This is a genomic window from Flaviaestuariibacter terrae, from assembly GCF_054777635.1.
Genome location: NZ_BAAHAL010000008.1, coordinates 1,011,772 through 1,030,687 on the forward strand (window position 1 = coordinate 1,011,772; position 18,916 = coordinate 1,030,687).

The window sequence follows — 18,916 nt, forward strand, 5'->3', positions numbered from 1 at the left end:
AAGTAATAGCGTTTTTCACACACTTTTTCGGTGAGTAAACTATCACAATTCCAGGGTGCCTATCCTTCGGATTTAAGGAAACCGCACTTTGAATCTATGTTGGCATAAAAAGAATCGCGGCCGAACCTCGTTCGATGTTTACCACTTACCTAAATTGAACCGAGCTTTAATTACTATAAACGAAACAATGCTAGATTCTAAGACTTATAGGACGCTGCTTAAGGTCCACTTCACGTGACTATCCCTCCTGAACCCCGCCCCCACAGCCCCGCTCCGATCTTTTTTCCAACCCCAACCGTTCGTCCGGCGCGCACAATGGCGTAACTTAAACGTGCCTCCCTATGTCCTTATTGAAAAACACTTTTTGCTTTACTTATGAAGCACCTAAACACCGAAACGGCATTGCCCGACTTTTTGGCGGGCGGCGGCGATATGGGGCGCGCCATCGCAGCCAAAGACTGGTCGAAAACTCCCCTGGGGCCTATTGACGGCTGGCCCTCCGCGCTCCGCGATGCGCTGGCCCTCCTGTTGCCGTCCAACGACCCGACGGCCATCGCCTGGGGGCCGCATCACACCTTAATCTATAACGACAGCTACCGCATGCTCTGCGGCCCGCGGCACCCGCGGATCCTGGGGCACGACTTCCGCCGCAGCCGCGCGCCCGGCTGGCCCGGCCTGGGCGCCGCCTTCGAGCGGGCCGCCCATGGCGAGGCCTCTTGCGTGGAAAACCAGCGCCTCCTCTTCGACCACAACGGCTACCTGGAAGAAAGCTTCTTCACCTTCTCGTTCAGCCCCATACGCGGCGCCGACGGGACGGTGGCCGGCGTGTTCATGCCGGTAAGCAGCCAGACGGCCAAGGTGCTTTCCATCCGCCGCCGCCGCGCCCTTCGCGCGCTGGCGAGCCGCAGCGGGGAGGCCCATACCGTGGAGGCGGCCCTCGTGCTCGCCGCCACCACGCTCGCTCCCTTCGACCTCGACCTGCCTTTCCTGCTGCTGTTCCGCGCCCGCCCCGAAGGCAACCAGCTCGTGGCCCACGCAGGCTTTTCTGACGACCACACGAGCCCCCTGCCCGTGGCCGAAGCGGCCGACTGGCCCTTCGAGCGCGCCACGCAGAAGGGTGGCCCCTTTGAAGTAATGGTGGCCGGCCGCCTCGGCGCTGTTTCGGTAGGCCCATACCCCGAGCTGCCGCAGCGGGCCTTTCTCCTGCCCATTACCCCTCCCGGCTACAGCGGCCCGGCGGCCTTTGCCGTGGCCGGCGTATCGCCGCGGCTCACGCTCAATGAAGCCTACCTTACCTATTACGAGTTGCTGGCCTCGACGCTGACGGCCTTTGTGGCCTATACCGAAGACCGCGAGGCCGAGGAGGCACGCGCGAAGGCCAAGCTCGAAGCCTACTGGGAGCACTACCGCAAAATGGCCGAGGCTGTGCAGCGGAGCGAGGAGCTCTTTCGCGGCCTTGCCGACCAGGTGCCGGTGATCGTGTTCATGACCGCCCCCAACAACGCTACCTACTGGAACAAATACTGGCTTGAATTTACCGGGCTAAGCGTGCTCGATTCGCACGACAAGGGCTGGCGCGTGGCAGCGCATCCCGAAGACGTGGAGGAAGCCATCAGCGCCTACAACAGCGCCGTGGCGCGCCGCACACCGGCCACCCACGAGCTGCGTCTCCGCCGCCACGACGGCGTGTACCGCTGGTTCCAGTTTACCGTGGCCCCACGCTATGCCAGCGACGGCTCCTTCTCAGGCTATTCGGGTATCGGCATCGACGTTACCGAGCGCCGCGAAACGGCCACCCTGCTGGAGTCGCTGGTGCGCGAGCGGACGGCCGAACTGCAACGTTCCAACGAAGACCTGCAGCAGTTTGCCCACGTAACCTCGCATGACCTCAAGGAGCCCGCCCGCAAGATCAAGACCTTTTCGGGGATGATCCTCGACGACCCCGATACGCCGCTGTCGGGACGCAGCCGCAACCTGCTCGAAAAGATCCGCAACGCGGCCAACCGCATGCTTACGATGATCCATGGGGTGCTGTCGTACTCGACCCTCAACGAGTCGGAGCCCGACTGGCAGCCGGTGCCCCTCGCCGACCTGCTCACTTCCATCCGCGAAGACCTGGAGGTGCCCATCCGCCAGAAGAATGCGACCATCACCTGCACGCGCCTTCCGGTGCTGCAGGGATCGCCGGTGCTGCTGTACCAGCTCTTTTTCAACCTGCTCAACAACGCCCTCAAGTTTGCCCGCGAAGGTGTGCCGCCGCGTATCGAGATCTCCGGTCATGCCGACCGCCTCCCAGGCTGGAGCTCCATCGAGGTGCGCGACAACGGCATCGGCTTCGACCAGGGCTATGCCGAGCACATCTTCGAAACCTTCTCGCGCCTGCACTCCAAAGACAAGTACGAAGGCACCGGTCTCGGTCTCGCCCTCTGCCGCAAGATCGTGCGGCGCCACGGCGGGCATATCTCGGCGCAGGGTGTTCCGGGCGAGGGATCGGTGTTCCGGGTGCTGTTGCCCGTGGTGACGGCTACGGTGCCGGCTGCGGGGCAGCCGGGAATGGCGGGTCCGGGTGATGGGCAGCGATGAGTGGGCGGGCTGGGGCGTGGTCATGCGCTGGGGAGCCAAAGGCAAATGCTGTCAACAAATAAGGGGCATTGGTTGATCCTCGTGCGCGACAAGGATCCCGGCCGCTTGCGGCCGGGATGACGAAGGGACAAGTGCTGCGCGTATGTCCCCATCGAAGCTCCCCTGTTGCCCGGGTCCATCGGGAATGGGGCCCCGTGGGGCATTGTCGCAGGTGCATTCCTCTAAATAAAATGTGGCCATTGGGTCCGCAGTGATTGCCTTAGCGCTGGTGCAAGGGCAGGTTGTAGCATCAGGCGACTGTAACGGCCAGTAGAGAAGTGGGACGCGATCCCGGCCGCTTGCGGCCGGGATGACGAATGGACAAGTGCTGCGCATATGTCCCCATCGAAGCTACCCTGTTGCCCGGGTCCATCGGGAATGGGGCCCCGTGGGGCATTGTCATGGATGACAAACAAGGATGACGCAGGTTGCTTCCGGATGATGGGAAAAACAGCGAAAGTCGTTGGGAATAATACCTTGAAATGCCCGGTTGATGCACAGCGCCGAAGCGGCAGAACGGCGCAAATTGCCGTATGAGAACGTACGGCGGCGTCGTATACATCCTGACCAATTTGCGGAAGACGGTATTGTATATTGGTGTAACCAGCGACCTTCGGAAAAGACTCAGGCAACATATCCGGCACCTGTATCCCACATCGTTTACGGCCCGGTACAAATGCACGAACCTCGTTTACTTCGAGCGGCATCCGACGATCGTCGACGCCATTCGCCGCGAGAAGTTATTGAAAGACTGGTCACGGGCGCAGAAGCTCACGCTGATCGTTTCGGTCAATCCCCATATGCACTTCTATGATCCCGATACACTGCTCCCGGCACGCGGCACGCCCTAAATCCCACGGGGCCCCATAACCGGATGAGTCGGGCCAGGGAATCAGACTGTATGGGGACCAGGCGCGCAGCGCACCTCGTCGTCATCCCGGCCGCTTGCGGCCGGGACCTGATTCGCATTTGCGCTGCCTCCCTACGGCTGCCCCCCGCCACCCATGGCGCCATACACCTGGCCGGTGGCATAGCTCGCATCATCCGCAGCCAGCTGCACATAAATGGAGGCGAGCTCCACGGGCTGGCCCGGGCGACCCATCGGGGTTTGCCCGCCGAACTGCTTCAGCTTTTCCATGGTAGCCCCACCACTTACCTGCAGCGGCGTCCAGATGGGGCCGGGCGCGACGCCGTTCACGCGGATGCCTTTCGGCGCCAGCTGCTTGGCGAGGGAGCGCACGAAGTTGGTCGTGGCGGCTTTCGTTTGTGCATAGTCGTAAAGCTCGGGCGAGGGGTCCATGGCCTGCTCGGAGGTAGTGCCGATGATCACCGACCCGGGCTGCAGGTGCGGCAGCGCGGCCTTGATGATCCAGAAAGGCGCATAAATATTCGTTTTCATCGTGGCGTCGAAATCCTCGGTACTGATGTCGAGAATGGACGCCTTTGTTTGCTGCCTGGCAGCATTGCTCACCAGGATGTCGAGACCGCCGAGGGCGCTGACGGCATCGGCCACGAGCTTTTTGCAGAAGTCTTCGCTGCGCAGGTCGCCGGGAAGCGCTACCGCCTTGCGGCCGGCGGCTTCAATCAGCGCCACTACTTCGCGCGCATCTTCTTCTTCCGTGGGGAAATAGTTGATCGCCACATCGGCGCCCTCGCGGGCATAGGCGATGGCAGCAGCGCGACCCATACCCGAATCGCCACCTGTTATCAGCGCCTTACGGCCGGCAAGGCGCCCCGATCCCTGATAGCTTTTTTCGCCATGATCGGGCTTCGGGTCCATATTTTTCGCGAGGCCGGGCCAGGGCTGCTGCTGTTCTTTGAAAGGGGGCTTCGGGTATTTTTCACGAGGGTCGGTCATCTTGTTTTTTTGAGAAAGGTGCAGCACTAAAATGGTACCATACACGGCTGCTCCGGGACCTGGAAGAATACAACCTGCAAGAATTGCCGGAACCGCGAAGAGAATAAGAAAAGAAGGCCGTACGCTAAGGATTGTGAAGCCGTCATTGCGGGGAGGCGTCGCCTGAGGCCCGAAGCAATCTCTCGGGCTTGCGGAGCAGCCTTGTCTTCGCCTTCTGAGAACACCAGAGTCGCAGAAAGAGATTGCTTCGCTTCGCGCGCAATGACGTTACTAAGGGACCTTCGCGAATACCTATTTCGCTCTTTTCTTAGCGGTTCCGAACCTCATTTGCCTTCTTTACCTTCCGGCACCCACACGCTTACCGATCCTGCGGATACGCGAAACTCCCCGAAGCCTTCTTCATCAATCGTAACAATGCCTTCGCAGTTGCCCAGCAGGTCGTGGAAGTTTTGGCCGGCCCAGCGGCTGCCCATCTCCATCCGCTTGAAGCCCGCGTCGCCGTTCGACAGCAGCACGGCACAGCCCGGGTATTCTTCATAGCCTTCCCGGGTCCAGCCGATGCAGTTGCCGTGGTCGAACCAGGACCGCTGCGTGCCGTGGGCATAATCGCGGCGGGCCGCCAGCAGGGCCGGCAGCGCCGGCACCGTATCGAGAAAGATCTCGTGCTCCTGCCCGTCGCGGCCGTAGTCGCGGTAATGCGCGCCAAAGAGGTCGGGGGCAAACACGCAGGGATAGCCTTCCTCGCGCAGCAAAATGAGGGCGTACGCGAGCGGCTTGAACCAGGCTTCCACCGGCGCCTCGAGGGCCTGCAGGGGCTGGGTGTCGTGGTTGTCGACGAGCGTCACGGCCTTGTCGGGACGGGCCGACACAAGGGTATCGTTGAGGATGCCGGCAAGATCGTAGTCTTTGCCAGCGCGGCTTGCCTGGTGAAAGCGCTGCTGCAGCGGCGCATCGAAGAGGCTCATGCGGTCGTCGGTTTCGGCGAGGTAGCGGAGTAGCAGCTCGGGATTGCCGGGCGCCCAGTATTCGCCCACGGCAAAGAGCTCCTTGCCCGTATCGGCGCGGAGCCGGTCGAGCCACTCGTTGTAGAAGCGCGGCGAGATATGCTTGACGGCATCGAGGCGGAGGCCGTCGAAGCCGATGGCCTCGTGGTACCAGCGGCCCCAGCGGAACAGCTCCTCGCGCACAGCGGGGTTGCGGAACTCGATGTCGTTGTACATCAGGTAATCGTAGTTGCCCTTTTCGTCGGAGGGCAGCTCCTCCCAGTCGTCGCCCCATTCCTGGAGGATGTTGAAGACGGCCGTTTCCTGCGTGCCGTGGTGGTAGTCGACGCCGCTGAAGCACTGGTGCGTCCACACGAAATCGGAATAGCGGCCGGCGCGGCCGGGGTAGGTAAAGCGGGTAAAGGCCTCAACAAGTTCGGGCTCGCCGATGGGCGTGAGGCGGTGCTCGGGATCCATACGCAGGGCCGTGAAGGTTTCGGTTTCATCGCCGCCGCCGAGGTGGTTGAGCACAATGTCGGCCAGCACCGAGATGCCCGCGGCCTGCAGGGCCTTCACGGCAGCCGCATATTCTTCGCGGCTGCCGTACCTGGTACGTACGGAGCCTTTCTGGTCAAACTCGCCAAGATCGTAGAGGTCGTACACATCGTAGCCCACGGAGGCCGCCCCTTCTGAGCCTTTGCAGGCCGGCGGCAGCCAGGCCGCGCTGATGCCCATCGCGGCGAGGGCGGGGGCGGTATCGGCCACCCACTTCCAGTACGTGCCGTCGCCGGGGCTATACCAATGAAAAAGCTGGATCATCGTTCCTTGCTGCATGTCGTTGTGCCGTTTGGCAACCTTTCTGAAAATCGCGGGCCACCCCAGAGATTGGCACCGGAATTATGCCTTTCTGCCCGCCCGGGCGCTTACAGGGCGCTCCCCGCTTCGTTTATTAAAACAATCCATATGAAGGCAGCAGTATTCCACAAGATTGGCGACATCTCGGTCGACAATGTAGACGACCCCAGGATCGAGCAGCCGCAAGACATTATTCTCCGCGTCACGTCCACCGCCATCTGCGGCTCCGACCTGCACATCTACGACGGCTTTTTCCCGCAGCTCAAAGACCAGGTGATGGGCCATGAGTTCATGGGAATCGTGGAAGAAGTGGGTCCTACCGTTACCAAAGTCAAAAAGGGCGACCGCGTGGTCGTGCCCTTTCCCATTGCCTGCGGGCAGTGCTTCTTCTGCGCGCACGACCTGCCGGGGCATTGCGAGCAATCGAACCCCGAGCACTACGGGCCCGAGGGCGACATGACGAAAGGCAAGGGCGGCGGGCTCTTCGGCTATACCGATCTCTATGGCGGCTACCAGGGCGGGCAGGCCGAGTATGTACGGGTGCCCTACGCCAACTTCGGCCCGCGCGTGGTGCCGCAAGGCGTGGATGACGAGGAAGTACTCTTTCTCACCGACATCTTTCCCACGGGCTGGACGGCGATCGACTGGGCCGGGGTCACGGGTGGCGAGACGGTGGTCATCTTCGGCTCGGGACCGGTGGGGCTGATGGCTCAAAAAGCTGCCTGGGTGCGCGGGGCGAAGCGCGTGATCGCGGTCGACCCCGAGGAGTACCGGCTCGAGCGGGCCCGCAGCGTTAATAACGTGGAGACGATCAACGCCAACGACGAGGACCTCGTGCAAAAGATCTACGACATGACCTCCGGCCGCGGCGCAGATGTGTGCGTCGATGCCGTGGGGGTGGAGGCCAACCGCACGCCTGCCGAAAAGCTTAAGGCGGTGCTGCACCTCGAAAAAGGCACGATGAAAGTGCTGGCCAACTGCTTCAAGGCCGTGCGCCGCGGCGGGCACGTGAGCGTGGTGGGGGTGTACGGAAGCCCGTACGACAACTTCCCGCTGCACACCGTGTTCGACAAAGGGCTGCACGTGCACTTCGGGCAGGCGCCGGTGCAGAAATACATCGACGAGCTCTTCGAGCTGACGCTCAACCGCAAGGTGGTACTCAACGACATCATCTCGCACCGCCTGCCGCTGGCCGACGCGGCGCATGCCTACGATATCTTTAAAAACAAGCAGGACGACTGCGTGAAGGTGGTACTCAAGCCCTGAGCGCCGGTAGAAAAATCGTATAAGCCGTTGATTTTGAACGGCAACTAAGAAATTACCGGGAGGCGCGCTTACGCCCTGCACCTTAGCGCCGAAAATCCCTGCGCCCGGTGTTTTTTTGGAATCAGATTTTTTCTATTTTCGAGCCCTGCTCACTAGCCCCGGTTTCTGGGGTAAACATGCAGTTGGTTTAGGTGACGACTCCTGTGTTGACAGGGGTCTTTTTTTGCCCGGCCAAAAAATCCCTTAAGAAGCCGACCACCTGCGCAGCCGCCAGGCCCATCCCCCGGCCCCTTCCCTAAGCGAAAGGCGGCGTTTTCCCGAGGCATTGTGTTACGGAACCGGCTGCACCGATTGCTCGGCGGCGCTCAGTAGCCGGAGGCGCTCCTGCAGGGTGCCGAGGCGGAGGCCCAGCCCGTCGGAGGAGCGGCTTGCTGTATAGAGCTCCTCCACTTCCTTCAGCGACAGGTCGAGCTGCTGCGTGTTGATCCGCTTGCCCAGCTGCCGCGTGTCGTTGAGGATGCCGCGCACCTGCTGGTAATTTTCACTGTAGATCTTCTGGTAGTCGGCAAACAGCTTCTGCAGGTTGCCCGACAGGTCCTTTGCGGTTTTGATGGCGTCCGACGGGTAGCGGAGCGTTGCCGGCGGCGGCGCGGCAGCCCAGCGCGCCGCAAGCCGGTCGCGGTTGAGGTAGCGGAGCAGCAGCTCCTCGTCGCTGAGCGCGCGGAGCGAGGCCCGCGGCACATCGGGGTAGAGCAGCGCGCAGAGATCGAGCTCGTACTCGCGCAGGTCGAACTGCAGGTCGTGCATCCTTGTGTCGAGGCGGCCCAGCGATCCTTCGAAAGAGTCATTGGCCGCATGCAGTTTTTCGAACTGCGCGAAGTAGCGGCCCGTGACGGCGAGGAACGAATCGAGATCGTCGCGGGTGATCCGTTTTTCCTGGACAGCAAGATTGCCCACGAGGCTCATAAGCGTAGGCAGTACGCCGGTTACCGATCCACCCGGGTTGCCGAGCAGCGACTTGCCGCTGCCGAGCAGGAGCGAGGTAACGACGCTGCTGAATTTTTGCGGATCGGTGCTGCGTGTTTTGTCGAGCAGCGGTTTCAGCGCCGTCTGCACTTCCTGGTCGAGGTTGAAGCCGAGGTCGGAGGACGCAGGGTTGTTAAAGGAAGTGATCCGCACGCGGTAGGCTTCCTTGCGAAGCAGGCTGTTGATGGCGTTGAGCGAGTTGACGGCCGCGTCGAGAAAGTCGACGGTATACAGCAGCTGTTGCTGTGCGGCCTTCCGCAGCGAGTCGGGGCGCGGTTGTGCAACGGCGTTAGAAAAGAGCAGCAACAGAAGGGCAGGGGCCAGCAGGCGCGCAACGGCGCGCGGCGCAGGGAGGGTTCTCATGTGCATCCATTTAGCGTGTGCAGAAATAGCGGACTCGTTGTCCGGGTGCCGATAGGTGTTGCGCGGGGAAGTGGCCGTTCCTGTTGGAGAGACAGCGATCGCCTTCCATATGCTGCAAAGGGCCGCTCTTAAAAAGACAGGGACTTTGCATGCAGCGTTCGCAAAATATTTTTGTCCCGACCTGCTACCCGCGCTCGGGCAACCGGCACCTCGTGCACCATATCCCCGCCTGGCTCGCGCGCTGCGTCAGCGTTCCAATGACAGGGAATAGGGATAGCTGGACGCTTTCGTGCCGCGCTGCTTGTTCGGCACCGCCTGCATGTTGAACCGGAGGCTGCCGCCTTTCATGAGGTCGAAGTGATCGAGCCAGTTTTTGTCCCAGGGTTTCCCGTTGCGCAGCAGGCTTCCGACATAACGGTTGGCGGGGCCGTTGTTGGGCGCCGCGATCGTAAGCGTCCTGCCGTTTTCGAGGTGCAGTGTCACTTGCCGGAACAGCGGTGCGCCGAGCACGTACTGTGTGCTGGCGGGGCACACGGGGTAGAAGCCCATGGCGGAGAAAAGGTACCAGGCCGAGGTCTGGCCGTTGTCTTCGTCGCCGCAGTAGCCATCGGGCGTGGGGCGGTAGAGACGGTTCATCGCCTCGCGCACCCAGTACTGCGTCTTCCAGGGTTGTCCCCCGTAATTATACAGGTAGATCATGTGCTGGATGGGCTGGTTGCCGTGGGCGTACTGGCCCATGTTCATGATCTGCATTTCGCGGATCTCGTGGATGACGCTTTTGTAATAGCTCTCATCAAACGCCGGCGGCAGTATAAATACGGAATCAAGCTTACGGATGAAAGCCTCGTTGCCGCCCATGAAGCGCTTCAGTCCCTCGATGTCGTGGAAGACGCTCCAGGTGTAGTGCCAGCTGTTGCCTTCAGTAAACGCATCGCCCCACTTGAAGGGATTGAAGGGCGACTGGAACGAACCGTCGGCATTGCGGCCGCGCATGAGGCCGGTCTGCGGGTCGAATACGTTGCGGTAATTCAGCGCGCGGCGGCGGTATTCGTTTATTTCGGAGTCGGGGCGATGCAGTGCTTTGGCGAGCTGGTAAATACTGAAATCATCATAGGCATATTCGAGTGTGCGCGCGGCGCTCTCGTCGATGTTTACATCATAGGGCACATAGCCGAGACGCTTGTAATACCCCGCGCCGTAGCGGCCCACGGCGCTCAGCGGGCCTTCGTTGTTGGCGCCGTGCAGCAGTGCTGTGTACAGCGTATCGACGGCATAGCCGCGGCCGCCCTTGAGGTAGGCTTCGGCTACCACGGAGGCCGAGTTGTTCCCGATCATGATGTCGGCATAGCCGGGCGAGCTCCACTCGGGCAGCCATCCGCCCTCGCGGTAGGCGTTGGCGAGGCCTTCCTGCATTTCTTTATTGACGGAGGGGTACAGCAGGTTGAGCAGCGGGTACAGCGCACGGAAGGTGTCCCAGAAGCCTGTGCCGCCAAAGAGTCGACCGGGATGCACCTGCCCGTCGTAGGGACTGTAGTGCACGATCTTTCCCGATGCGTCGACCTCGTAGAGCCGTTGCGGAAACTGCACAGCGCGGTAGAGGCAGGAGTAGAAGGTACGTTGATCGGTTTCGGTGCCGCCCGATACGGAGGCACGGCCCAGCACCTCGTTCCAGCGGGCGCGGCTCTTTGCTTTCGTGGCTTCGAAGTCGTCGCCGGCAAGCTCGCGGCGCAGGTTGAGCTCGGCCTGCTCGGCGGAAATGAACGAGGAGGCAACGCGTACCGTTACCTGCTCGCCCTTGCGGGTTTGAAATCCGATGACGGCGCCTGCGTGGTTGGCAGCCTGCTCAAGAACACCGGCTGTGAGCACGCTGTCGTGCCAGGTATCGGCCAGTGTAAAGGGCTTGTCGAAAAGCAGCACGAAGTAGTTTTTGAAGCCGTCCATCTTGCCGCGTGCATAGCGGGTGCTATAGCCGCTGATCTTGCGTTCGCCAGGGGTGATCTTCACATAGGAGCCGCGGTCGAGGGCATCGACCACGATAAAGGCGGAGTCGGTTTCGGGAAAGGTAAAGCGCAGCTGCGCGGCCCGCTCGGTCGTTGTGAGCTCGGTGGTTACATCATGGTCGGCGAGGTATACCTTGTAGTAATACGGGAGCGCCGTTTCGCTTTTGTGCGAGAACCAGGAGGCGCGGTCATCCTGCCTGAATTTGAGGTGGCCGGTAACGGGCATGAGGGCGAAGGAACCGTAGTCGTTCATCCAGGGCGAGGGCTGGTGGGTTTGCTTGAAGCCGCGGATACGGTCGGCGCTGTATTGGTATTGCCAGCCGCTGCCCATGCGGCCGGTTTGCGGCGTCCAGTAATTCATTCCCCAGGGAAGCCCGATGGCGGGATAGGTGTTGCCGTTGGACAGCTCGGGCTTCGAGTCGGTGCCCATCAACGGGTTGACGAGGTCGGCGGGCGATTGCGCGCGGCCGCAGCAGCAGGCCAGGAAGGTAGCTAAGAGAAAGAAAGGTTTCATGGCAGGGTCTTCTGCTTCCGAAGATAAGCGGCCGCGTACGAAACGCGGGCCCTGGTAGGCAGGGCTGTTATCGATTCTTCTTCGCTGCTCGGGTTAGTACAACCGCAGAGGACGCATGAGGGCAAGAGGACGCAGCTTTAAATGGATACGTTCTTTCAGAAGCTTGTTGCTCAAAGTTCAAGAGTTTTTAGTGCGCGCCCGCAAGCGGGCGATCAGTGTGCCGGGACTTTTAGTTCGTACCCAGACGACCGCAGGTCGTTTCCACTGCGCGCTGAAAAATCTTCGACTTGCCTGATAGTTCATCCGGCAGGCATCTCACAGCCCAATAGCGTCCTCCTGCCCTCCCGCGTCCTCTGCGGTTAACATTCCGTCTCTATTGCAACAAGCCGTCAATGCCTCGCCACGGGCTCTCCCGCACCATCCTGCCGCAGGCGTTCCACCACGCGTGTTCCTACTTTGCGCCCCAACTCGAGGCCTGCTTCGTTGTCGCTGCGGAAGTGATTATCTCTTGGTGAAAAAAATCAATCTGCGGTGTTTTTCCCACCCTTGTTTTCGGGAATGAGATATAGATCTTCCCTTTATGGAAGCAACAGAACTAAACAGGATCGGGCGTATTATTCTGGACGCCGCCATCGCCGTACACAAAGCATTAGGTCCCGCGCTACTCGAACGCGCCTATGTACGGGCGCTGGAAGTGGAACTCAATTTTCGCGGTTTGAAGACAAGACGCGAAGTGATGGTTCGCCAATATTACCGAGGTGTTGACTTGGAAGAAGTTTATTTCATGGATCTCCTGGTCGAAGAAGAGATCATCGTGGAAGCCAAGGCCAAGCGGGAAATGCACCCCGTTGATGAAGCGCAAATCATCTCGCACCTGAAACTCGCCGACAAAAAGCTTGGCTACCTCATTAACTTTCATTCGCTTCGACTGGTGGATGGGTTCAAGCGGTTTGTGAATGGGATATAGAGTTGTAACCACAGAGGACGCGGGAGGGCAAGAGGACGCAGCTTTAAATGAACAGGTTGCTCCAGATGTCCGTCGCTCAAAATGGAGGAGTTTCTAGTGCGCGCCCGCAAGCGGGCGACCGGGCAACTGGGACTTTTTAGTACGAGAAGACCGAAGGTCGTCCCGAGTCTTCGGGACCACTGCGCGCTCAAAACTCTTCGACCTGCCTGATGGTTCATCCGGCAGGCATCTCACAACCTGATAGCGTCCTCTTGCCCTCCTGCGTCCTCTGCGGTTAAAATTTCGTCTTCACTGCAACAGCCGTCAATGCCGCGCCACGGGCTCGCCCGAACCGTCCTGCCGCAGGCGTTCCACTACACGTGTTCCTACTTTGCGCCCAAGCTCGAGGCCTGCCTCGTTGTCGCTGCGGAAGTGAATGCCGGCCTGGAAGCGCGACTCGGCGCCGTCCTTCGCCTTCTTGTGGAACAGCGCGCCATCGTAGGGAAACAGGAACGAATACAATTCATCCATCATCCCGCACATAACGGCATGGCCCGAGGGGTAGCCGGGGAAAGGCGGCGTGGGCAGGAGCGAATGGTAGCTCGTATCATACTGGTCGGGGCGCGTGGCCCAGTAGGCGTACTTCGCATCCCAGCAGGCCGTGAAGCAATCGTAGGTGGCGACTGCCGTAGCTGCGATGGCAAGGGCGGCCATCGGCGGATCCTGCATCAGGTTGTACTCGAACATTTTCTGGAACAGGAGCTCGCCGCCGAAGTTCTGCGTTGCATAATAGAACGCGTTGGCCTTCGACGAGAAGGTTTGCTTATAGCTTTTCAGTTCGGCCATATCGCGGCTGAAGTCGGGCGGCGGGCCGGGGCGGTACTGGCTCGCGCTGTCGAGCACCATCGTGCGGCTCTTGCCGGCGGTGGGCATCATCGGCTTTCCCTGCCATACGCCTGCGCCTGTGGGTCTTGTGCCGTCCCAGGCTGTTGCGGGCACGAAGTCGCGCGTGCGGTCGATGGCTGCTTCGGCAACGCGCTGCCCAAGCGCAAAGCCGGCGCGCGTGTCGGAAGGCCAGGCGGCACCGGCAGCGATGCGCGCGTTCATCTGCCGCTGCGCCATGTGCTGCACCGAGTCGGCAAGCTTCGGGTAGAAGCGCGAGATGATCGTCACCGCTACACCGGCGGCCACCGAATGCTCGCAGGGATAGGCAGGACTTGCAGCCGGCGGCGCCAGCAGGCGGATCCGCTTGTCGGCCTCGTAGGGCCGTTGCGTGGGAAAGGCATACTTCGTGTCCCAGGCTGCTACGGTAGCGTCATAGATCGCCGTGCCCAGCAGCATGTTGGCGAGAACGCCGCGGGCCGAGGTGTCGGTGGTCCAAAGCTTGTTCATCAGCTCCTGCCAGCGGTAGCCCGGCGAGCCGGCACTCCAGAACACAAGCTCGCGGCGCCCGGCGATGTCGAGGGCAGCTTGTTGCTGCAGTACGGTGCTGATCTCTTTGCGGTGATCGGCAGGCGGCGGAAGTCGGTAGGCGCGGCCCGACGTGATGTGCCAGGTCTTCCAGGTGCCGGCGCTGCGGTCGCTTTGCGCTGCCAGCGTATACGTGAGCAGGCAAAGGAGGATAAAGAGCGGTAGACGTGTCATAGTAGGAGGTTTTGTTCCCCAACATTACCTGCATTCGCCGCCGCCCCGGAGGCGTCGTCAACAGACGGCGCCCCTGCGTGTGCAAATGAGCGAAATGCGGCGACGAGTGCAGCGGCGGCCGTTCGCTGCCCCCTGCCTGCCGCCTGTAGACCGTGGCGCCGCATTCGTTGACGCCCATAGGCTGCACCGCGCATTTGCGCTAACTTGACTGCGATGCAGCAGGTAGTTACCCGGGAACGCATGATCTTGTTCGGCACGATGGCCCTGGCCTACCTGTGTATACACATCGTGGGCGATGCCTACCGGTTCCCGGATCATCATGGGGCGCGCGCGCTCAACAACATCTGGCGCATGCTGTGGATCACGCCGCTGCACTTTGTCTTTTTTGAATGGACGCTGCGTTACTGGCGCCGACGTGGGTGGATACTTTCGCTGCTGCTGCTGGTCGCGCACATTTTTCTGTGGTCGGTGGGACTTATGTTCTGGCGCAACGCCGGCGTCGCCCTCGGCATCTATACGGCGCTGACAACGTATCGCTCGCTCGGTCACAACGCCAGCGACCAGATGGGCGCGAGCATGATGTCGCTCTTGCTGTTTGCGATCCTGCGGCATCTCTACCTGCACTACCGGCTGCGGCAGGATGCCCAGCGCCTGCGCATCGAGAAGCAGGAAGCCGAGCTCAATTACCTGAAGGCACAAACGAACCCGCACTTCCTCTTCAACACCCTTAATAACATCTATGCGCTGGCGAGCGAGAAGAGCGATGCAGCGCCCGAGGCCGTGCTGCGCCTGTCGGGCATCCTGCGCTTTATGCTGTACGATGCGGGTGGCGACCGCGTGGCCATCAGCGAGGAGCTGCGTATCATCGACGATTACCTGGAGCTCGAGCGCCTGCGCTACGACGAGCGCCTGCGCATTACGTTCCGCACCGACGTGGAAGACGAGCGCCAGTCGCTGCCGCCGCTGCTGCTGCTGCCGCTCGTGGAGAATGCCTTCAAGCACGGTGTGTCGGAAACACGCGGCTCCTCCTTCGTCGACATCGACCTGCGCGTGAAGAACCGCGTACTCCAATTCACCGTGCGCAATTCGGCAGAGCCCGATGCCGGCGCGGCGGTGGAAGAACATATCGGGCTTTCCAACCTGCGCCGGCAGCTCGAGTTGCTGTATACCGACTACGAGCTGAAGCTGCTGCCGGGACAAACTGACTTCACCGCGCGCCTGCGCATTAACCTGCAAAGCCATGTCTAAGCTTCGTTGTCTTATCGTTGAAGACGAGCCGCTGGCCGTAAAAATACTGTCCGGGTATATCGCCCAAGTGCCCTACCTCGAGCTCGTCGCTTCCTTCGGCGATGCCCTGCAGGCCAGCGACTTCCTGCGGCAGCATGGCGTGGACCTCATCTTCCTCGACCTGCACCTGCCGAAGCTGAAGGGAATGGATTTTCTCCGCACGCTGGCGCAGCCGCCGGCAGTGATCGTTACCACGGCGTACCATCAATACGCGGTGGAAGGCTTTGAGCGCAACGTCACCGATTACCTGCTGAAGCCCGTTTCGTTCGAGCGCTTCCTGGTGGCGGTAAATAAAGTGCGGCCCGCGGCGGCAGCAACGGCAACGGCAGCAGTTCCTTCCGAAAAAGACTATCTCTTTCTCAGCATCCAGAAGAAGAAGGTGAAGATTCCTTTTGCCGACATCCTGTACGTGGAGAGCCAGCGCGAGTATGTGCGCGTGGTGACGACCCGCGGCGAGTACCTGTCGAAGATGAGCACCCACGAGCTCGAGGCGCTGCTGCCAGCGGCGCGCTTCCGGCGCATTCACCGTTCTTTCATCGTGGCCGTGGACCGCATCGATGCGTATACGGCCGAAGAAGTGGAAGTCGGCGGCGTGTCGATCCCCGTGGGCCGCGGGTACCGCGATGGGTTGGAGATGCTTTAGATCCCGGCGCAGGCGCGACCCGCCAGCTGGCGGGTCATTGCGAGCGAAGCGAAGCAAGCTCCACAGCCTGCAAGCTGTTTCCAGCTTTGGGCAACTTCACTTAGAATTCCTACAGGTGGAGGCAACTTGCGTAACGCAGCAGTTGGCTTCGCTTCGCAATGTCGGAGGCAGCGGCAGACGGCATCCTCCCGGGAAGAGATCCCGGCGCAGGCGCCGGGATGACGTGCGGGCACGTCCGCCACATAACCCCATGCGAGCATCTGAGTAGTGTGACTTCCTTTGGTAATGGGGCCCCGCGAAAACCCGGATAATTCCAACGAAATTCTCCAATGCTGCCGGGGCCCCATCGTCCAAAAAACTGCGGGCATGGGCGATGGCCGTATGGGATGCGCCGCACTACGCCAAAGGCGTCATCCCGGCGCTTGCGCCGGGACCTATTGCCGCGTACCCTGCTTGCGTCAGCCCCGCGCCGCCACCCTGTCAATAACTTTCAAACCACCCTGACTATCAACGCTTCTGCGCTTCATCTAACGACAATGGGTATTTCTTTGGCCTTCCGTTTGCTAAAATATTTAGTAAACTTGCCGCAGAAATGCTCCCCTCGAAAGCCGACATATTTGCCCGCCTGCAACAGGAAGTGCTGGCCCTGCAAGGGTTCCGGACGCCGACGCTCGAAGTGGCCGACCCCATCGGCCTCGGGCGGATGAATGCGGCTTTCCCGAACGGCGTGTTTCCGCGCGCGGCGCTGCACGAGTTTTTGTGCCCTGATGCGGAAGGCTTCGCGGCCTCGGGCGGATTCCTGTCGGGCATTTTGTCGACGCTGCTCCAAGGCGGCGGCGCGGCCCTCTGGGTAGGAACCCGCCGCACGCTCTACCCGCCGGCGCTGCGGGCTTTTGGCATCGACCCCGCGCAGGTGCTCTTTCTCGACCGCATCAGGGAAAAGGACATTCCCTGGGCGCTCGACGAAGCCCTCCGCTGTCCCGCACTTGGCGCCGTGGTGGGCGAGCTGCGCGACCTCACGTTTACCGACAGCCGTCGTTTCCAGCTCGCCATCGAAGGCAGCGGCGTGCCGCTCTTCCTGCTGCGTCGCACGCAGCGACCCGCCAGCAGCACCGCCGTATGCCGCTGGCAGGTGGCGCCGCTGGCCAGCAGCCCCGAAGAAGGATTGCCCGGTCTCGGCCACCCGCGCTGGCGCGTGCGCCTGCTGAAGGTGCGCAACGGGCAACCCGGCTCCTGGGACGTGGAATGGTCGGGCCGCCGCTTCCGCATTCTCCCGCGCCTCGCGGCATTACCCACCCTTCAACAAAAAGCCGGCTGATGGAACCCCGCTACGTTGCCCTCTGGTTTCCCTACCTCGCCACCGACTGGCACTGCCGCAAGCAGCCGCAGCTGAAAGACGTGCCCTTCGTGCTCCGCGCGCAGGCGCACAACCGCGCGGTAGTGATGGCCGCGAGTCCGCAGGCGCAGCGCCTCGGCGTACGGCCCGGTGCCGTGCTCGCCGACGCCCGCGCGCTGGCGCCCGACCTCCTCGTGCTCGACGACAAGCCGGGGCTCACAACGCAACTCCTCGACCGCATCGCCGAATGGTGCATCCGCTTTACACCCGTGGCATCTGCCGATGCACCCGACGGCATCCTGCTCGATGCATCGGGCTGCGCGCACCTGTGGGGTGGCGAGGAGAAGTACCTGCAGGAGATCGTGACGCGCCTCCGCGACCGTAGTTATACGGTACGTGCCGCGATGGCCGGAACGGTGGGTGCGGCCTGGGCGCTTGCGCGTTATGGGAAAGGCATAGCGATCGCGCCGCCCGGCAGGCAGGGCGAGGCGCTGGCGTCGTTGCCCGTGCCGGCGCTGCGGCTCGATGAAGAAACGACACAGCGCCTGCACAAGCTGGGGCTGCGGAAGGTGAAAGATATTATGGCCATCCCGCGCTCCGCGCTGCGCCGGCGCTTCGGGCCGCTGCTGCTGCAACGCCTGCGGCAGGCGCTGGGCGAGGAGCGCGAGTGGCTCACGCCGTTTTATCCCGCCGAGCCCTTCAGCGAGCGGCTGCCCTGCCTCGAGCCGATCTGCACGCGCACGGGTATCGACATTGCCCTGCAACAATTGCTGCAGCGCCTCTGCGCGCGCCTCCGCCAGGAAGGCAAGGGGCTGCGCAAGGCGATCTTCCGCGGCTACCGCATCGACGGCGTTACGCAGGGCATCGAGATCGGCACGAGCCGCCCGTCGCATCACGAGGAGCACCTCTTCCAGCTGTTCAGCCTCAAGGTGGGCAGCATCGAGCCGGCGCTGGGCATTGAATTGTTTTTGCTCGAAGCGCCCGTGGTGGAAGATGCCGAGGCGGTGCAGGATGCCTTCTGGAAATCGGGCGGTGGCCTGCAGGATCCGCAGCTCGCCGAGCTCATCGACCGCCTGCGCGGCAAGCTGGGCGCCGGCACCGTGCAGCGCTTTCTTCCCGCCGAGCACTACTGGCCCGAGCGCGCCTTCCGCCCCGCACCCGACCTGCAGGAAGGGGCGACATCGGAGTGGAAGCTCGATCGCCCGCGGCCGCTGCAATTGCTCGCGCCGCCCGAGCGCATCGAGGTAACGGCGCCCGTGCCCGACTACCCGCCGATGAACTTCCGCTACCGCGGGCAGCTGCACACGATCCGCCGCGCCGACGGCCCCGAGCGCATCGAGCAGGAGTGGTGGCTCCAGGAAGGCGAGCACCGCGACTACTACTGCGTCGAAGACGCCGAAGGCCGCCGCTACTGGCTGTTCCGCTCCGGGCACTACACGGCGCAGCGAACGGAGCAGTGGTATCTGCATGGGCATTTCACGTAACCTCACCCCCTAACCCCCTCTCCGGGACGGAGAGGGGGAACTGACTTCACCACACAATGGCAGCTGGTAATCACATGGACGGGAATGTG

The 18,916-nt window shown here is 61.9% G+C and carries 13 protein-coding genes; 8 read left to right on the forward strand and 5 right to left on the reverse strand.

All coding sequences use genetic code 11. From position 1 onward, the window contains the following. Positions 1-375 precede the first annotated feature (375 nt). Entirely contained in the window at positions 376-2,583 is a 2,208-nt protein-coding gene (locus ACYU7Z_RS12435) for a sensor histidine kinase (protein WP_460570920.1), read from the forward strand. A gap of 572 nt (positions 2,584-3,155) precedes the next feature. Next, complete coding sequence (locus tag ACYU7Z_RS12440; RefSeq protein WP_460570921.1) at positions 3,156-3,473, forward strand: GIY-YIG nuclease family protein; 318 nt, start codon at positions 3,156-3,158, stop codon at positions 3,471-3,473. 131 nt (positions 3,474-3,604) lie between these two features. On the opposite strand, the gene ACYU7Z_RS12445 is transcribed toward ACYU7Z_RS12440, so the two are convergent. Together ACYU7Z_RS12445 and ACYU7Z_RS12450 are read right to left on the reverse strand one after the other, a co-directional pair. Then, positions 3,605-4,480, reverse strand: a complete 876-nt coding sequence (locus ACYU7Z_RS12445) for an SDR family oxidoreductase (RefSeq protein ID WP_460570922.1) — start codon at positions 4,478-4,480, stop codon at positions 3,605-3,607. 323 nt (positions 4,481-4,803) lie between these two features. Then, positions 4,804-6,297 (reverse strand): alpha-amylase, encoded by a 1,494-nt coding sequence (locus ACYU7Z_RS12450; RefSeq protein WP_460570924.1) that lies wholly within the window; start codon positions 6,295-6,297, stop codon positions 4,804-4,806. A 129-nt stretch (positions 6,298-6,426) separates the two neighbouring features. Here ACYU7Z_RS12450 and ACYU7Z_RS12455 point away from each other — a divergent pair, with 129 nt between their 5' ends. Beyond that, positions 6,427-7,584, forward strand: a complete 1,158-nt coding sequence (locus ACYU7Z_RS12455) for a zinc-dependent alcohol dehydrogenase (protein ID WP_460570925.1) — start codon at positions 6,427-6,429, stop codon at positions 7,582-7,584. 330 nt (positions 7,585-7,914) lie between these two features. Here ACYU7Z_RS12455 and ACYU7Z_RS12460 read toward each other — a convergent pair whose 3' ends face one another. Continuing rightward, positions 7,915-8,973, reverse strand: a complete 1,059-nt coding sequence (locus ACYU7Z_RS12460; protein ID WP_460570927.1) for a hypothetical protein — start codon at positions 8,971-8,973, stop codon at positions 7,915-7,917. 246 nt (positions 8,974-9,219) lie between these two features. Beyond that, complete coding sequence (locus ACYU7Z_RS12465) at positions 9,220-11,487, reverse strand: GH92 family glycosyl hydrolase (RefSeq protein WP_460570928.1); 2,268 nt, start codon at positions 11,485-11,487, stop codon at positions 9,220-9,222. 580 nt (positions 11,488-12,067) lie between these two features. Here ACYU7Z_RS12465 and ACYU7Z_RS12470 point away from each other — a divergent pair. Beyond that, positions 12,068-12,454: a GxxExxY protein gene (locus tag ACYU7Z_RS12470; protein WP_460570929.1), complete on the forward strand. Its 387-nt coding sequence runs from the start codon at positions 12,068-12,070 to the stop codon at positions 12,452-12,454. Between the two features lie 303 nt (positions 12,455-12,757). Here ACYU7Z_RS12470 and ACYU7Z_RS12475 read toward each other — a convergent pair whose 3' ends face one another. Beyond that, the gene (locus tag ACYU7Z_RS12475) at positions 12,758-14,077 is read right to left on the reverse strand and encodes a phosphatase PAP2 family protein (protein WP_460570930.1); all 1,320 of its coding nucleotides are present in this window, start codon (positions 14,075-14,077) and stop codon (positions 12,758-12,760) included. Between the two features lie 240 nt (positions 14,078-14,317). On the opposite strand from ACYU7Z_RS12475, the gene ACYU7Z_RS12480 reads away from it, so the two are divergent. From ACYU7Z_RS12480 to ACYU7Z_RS12495, 4 genes are all read left to right on the forward strand, one after another. Continuing rightward, complete coding sequence (locus ACYU7Z_RS12480; protein ID WP_460570932.1) at positions 14,318-15,325, forward strand: sensor histidine kinase; 1,008 nt, start codon at positions 14,318-14,320, stop codon at positions 15,323-15,325. Next, positions 15,318-16,007 (forward strand): LytR/AlgR family response regulator transcription factor, encoded by a 690-nt coding sequence (locus ACYU7Z_RS12485; protein ID WP_460570933.1) that lies wholly within the window; start codon positions 15,318-15,320, stop codon positions 16,005-16,007. Before ACYU7Z_RS12480 ends, ACYU7Z_RS12485 begins: the two co-directional genes overlap by 8 nt. 592 nt (positions 16,008-16,599) lie before the next feature. Beyond that, positions 16,600-17,325 carry an ImuA family protein gene (locus ACYU7Z_RS12490; RefSeq protein ID WP_460570934.1) on the forward strand — a complete coding sequence of 242 codons (726 nt, stop codon included), beginning with the start codon at positions 16,600-16,602 and terminating at the stop codon, positions 17,323-17,325. Then, a complete protein-coding gene (locus ACYU7Z_RS12495) occupies positions 17,325-18,827 on the forward strand; it encodes a Y-family DNA polymerase (RefSeq protein ID WP_460570935.1) in 1,503 nt (500 codons plus the stop codon). Before ACYU7Z_RS12490 ends, ACYU7Z_RS12495 begins: the two co-directional genes overlap by 1 nt. Positions 18,828-18,916: the final 89 nt, after the last annotated feature.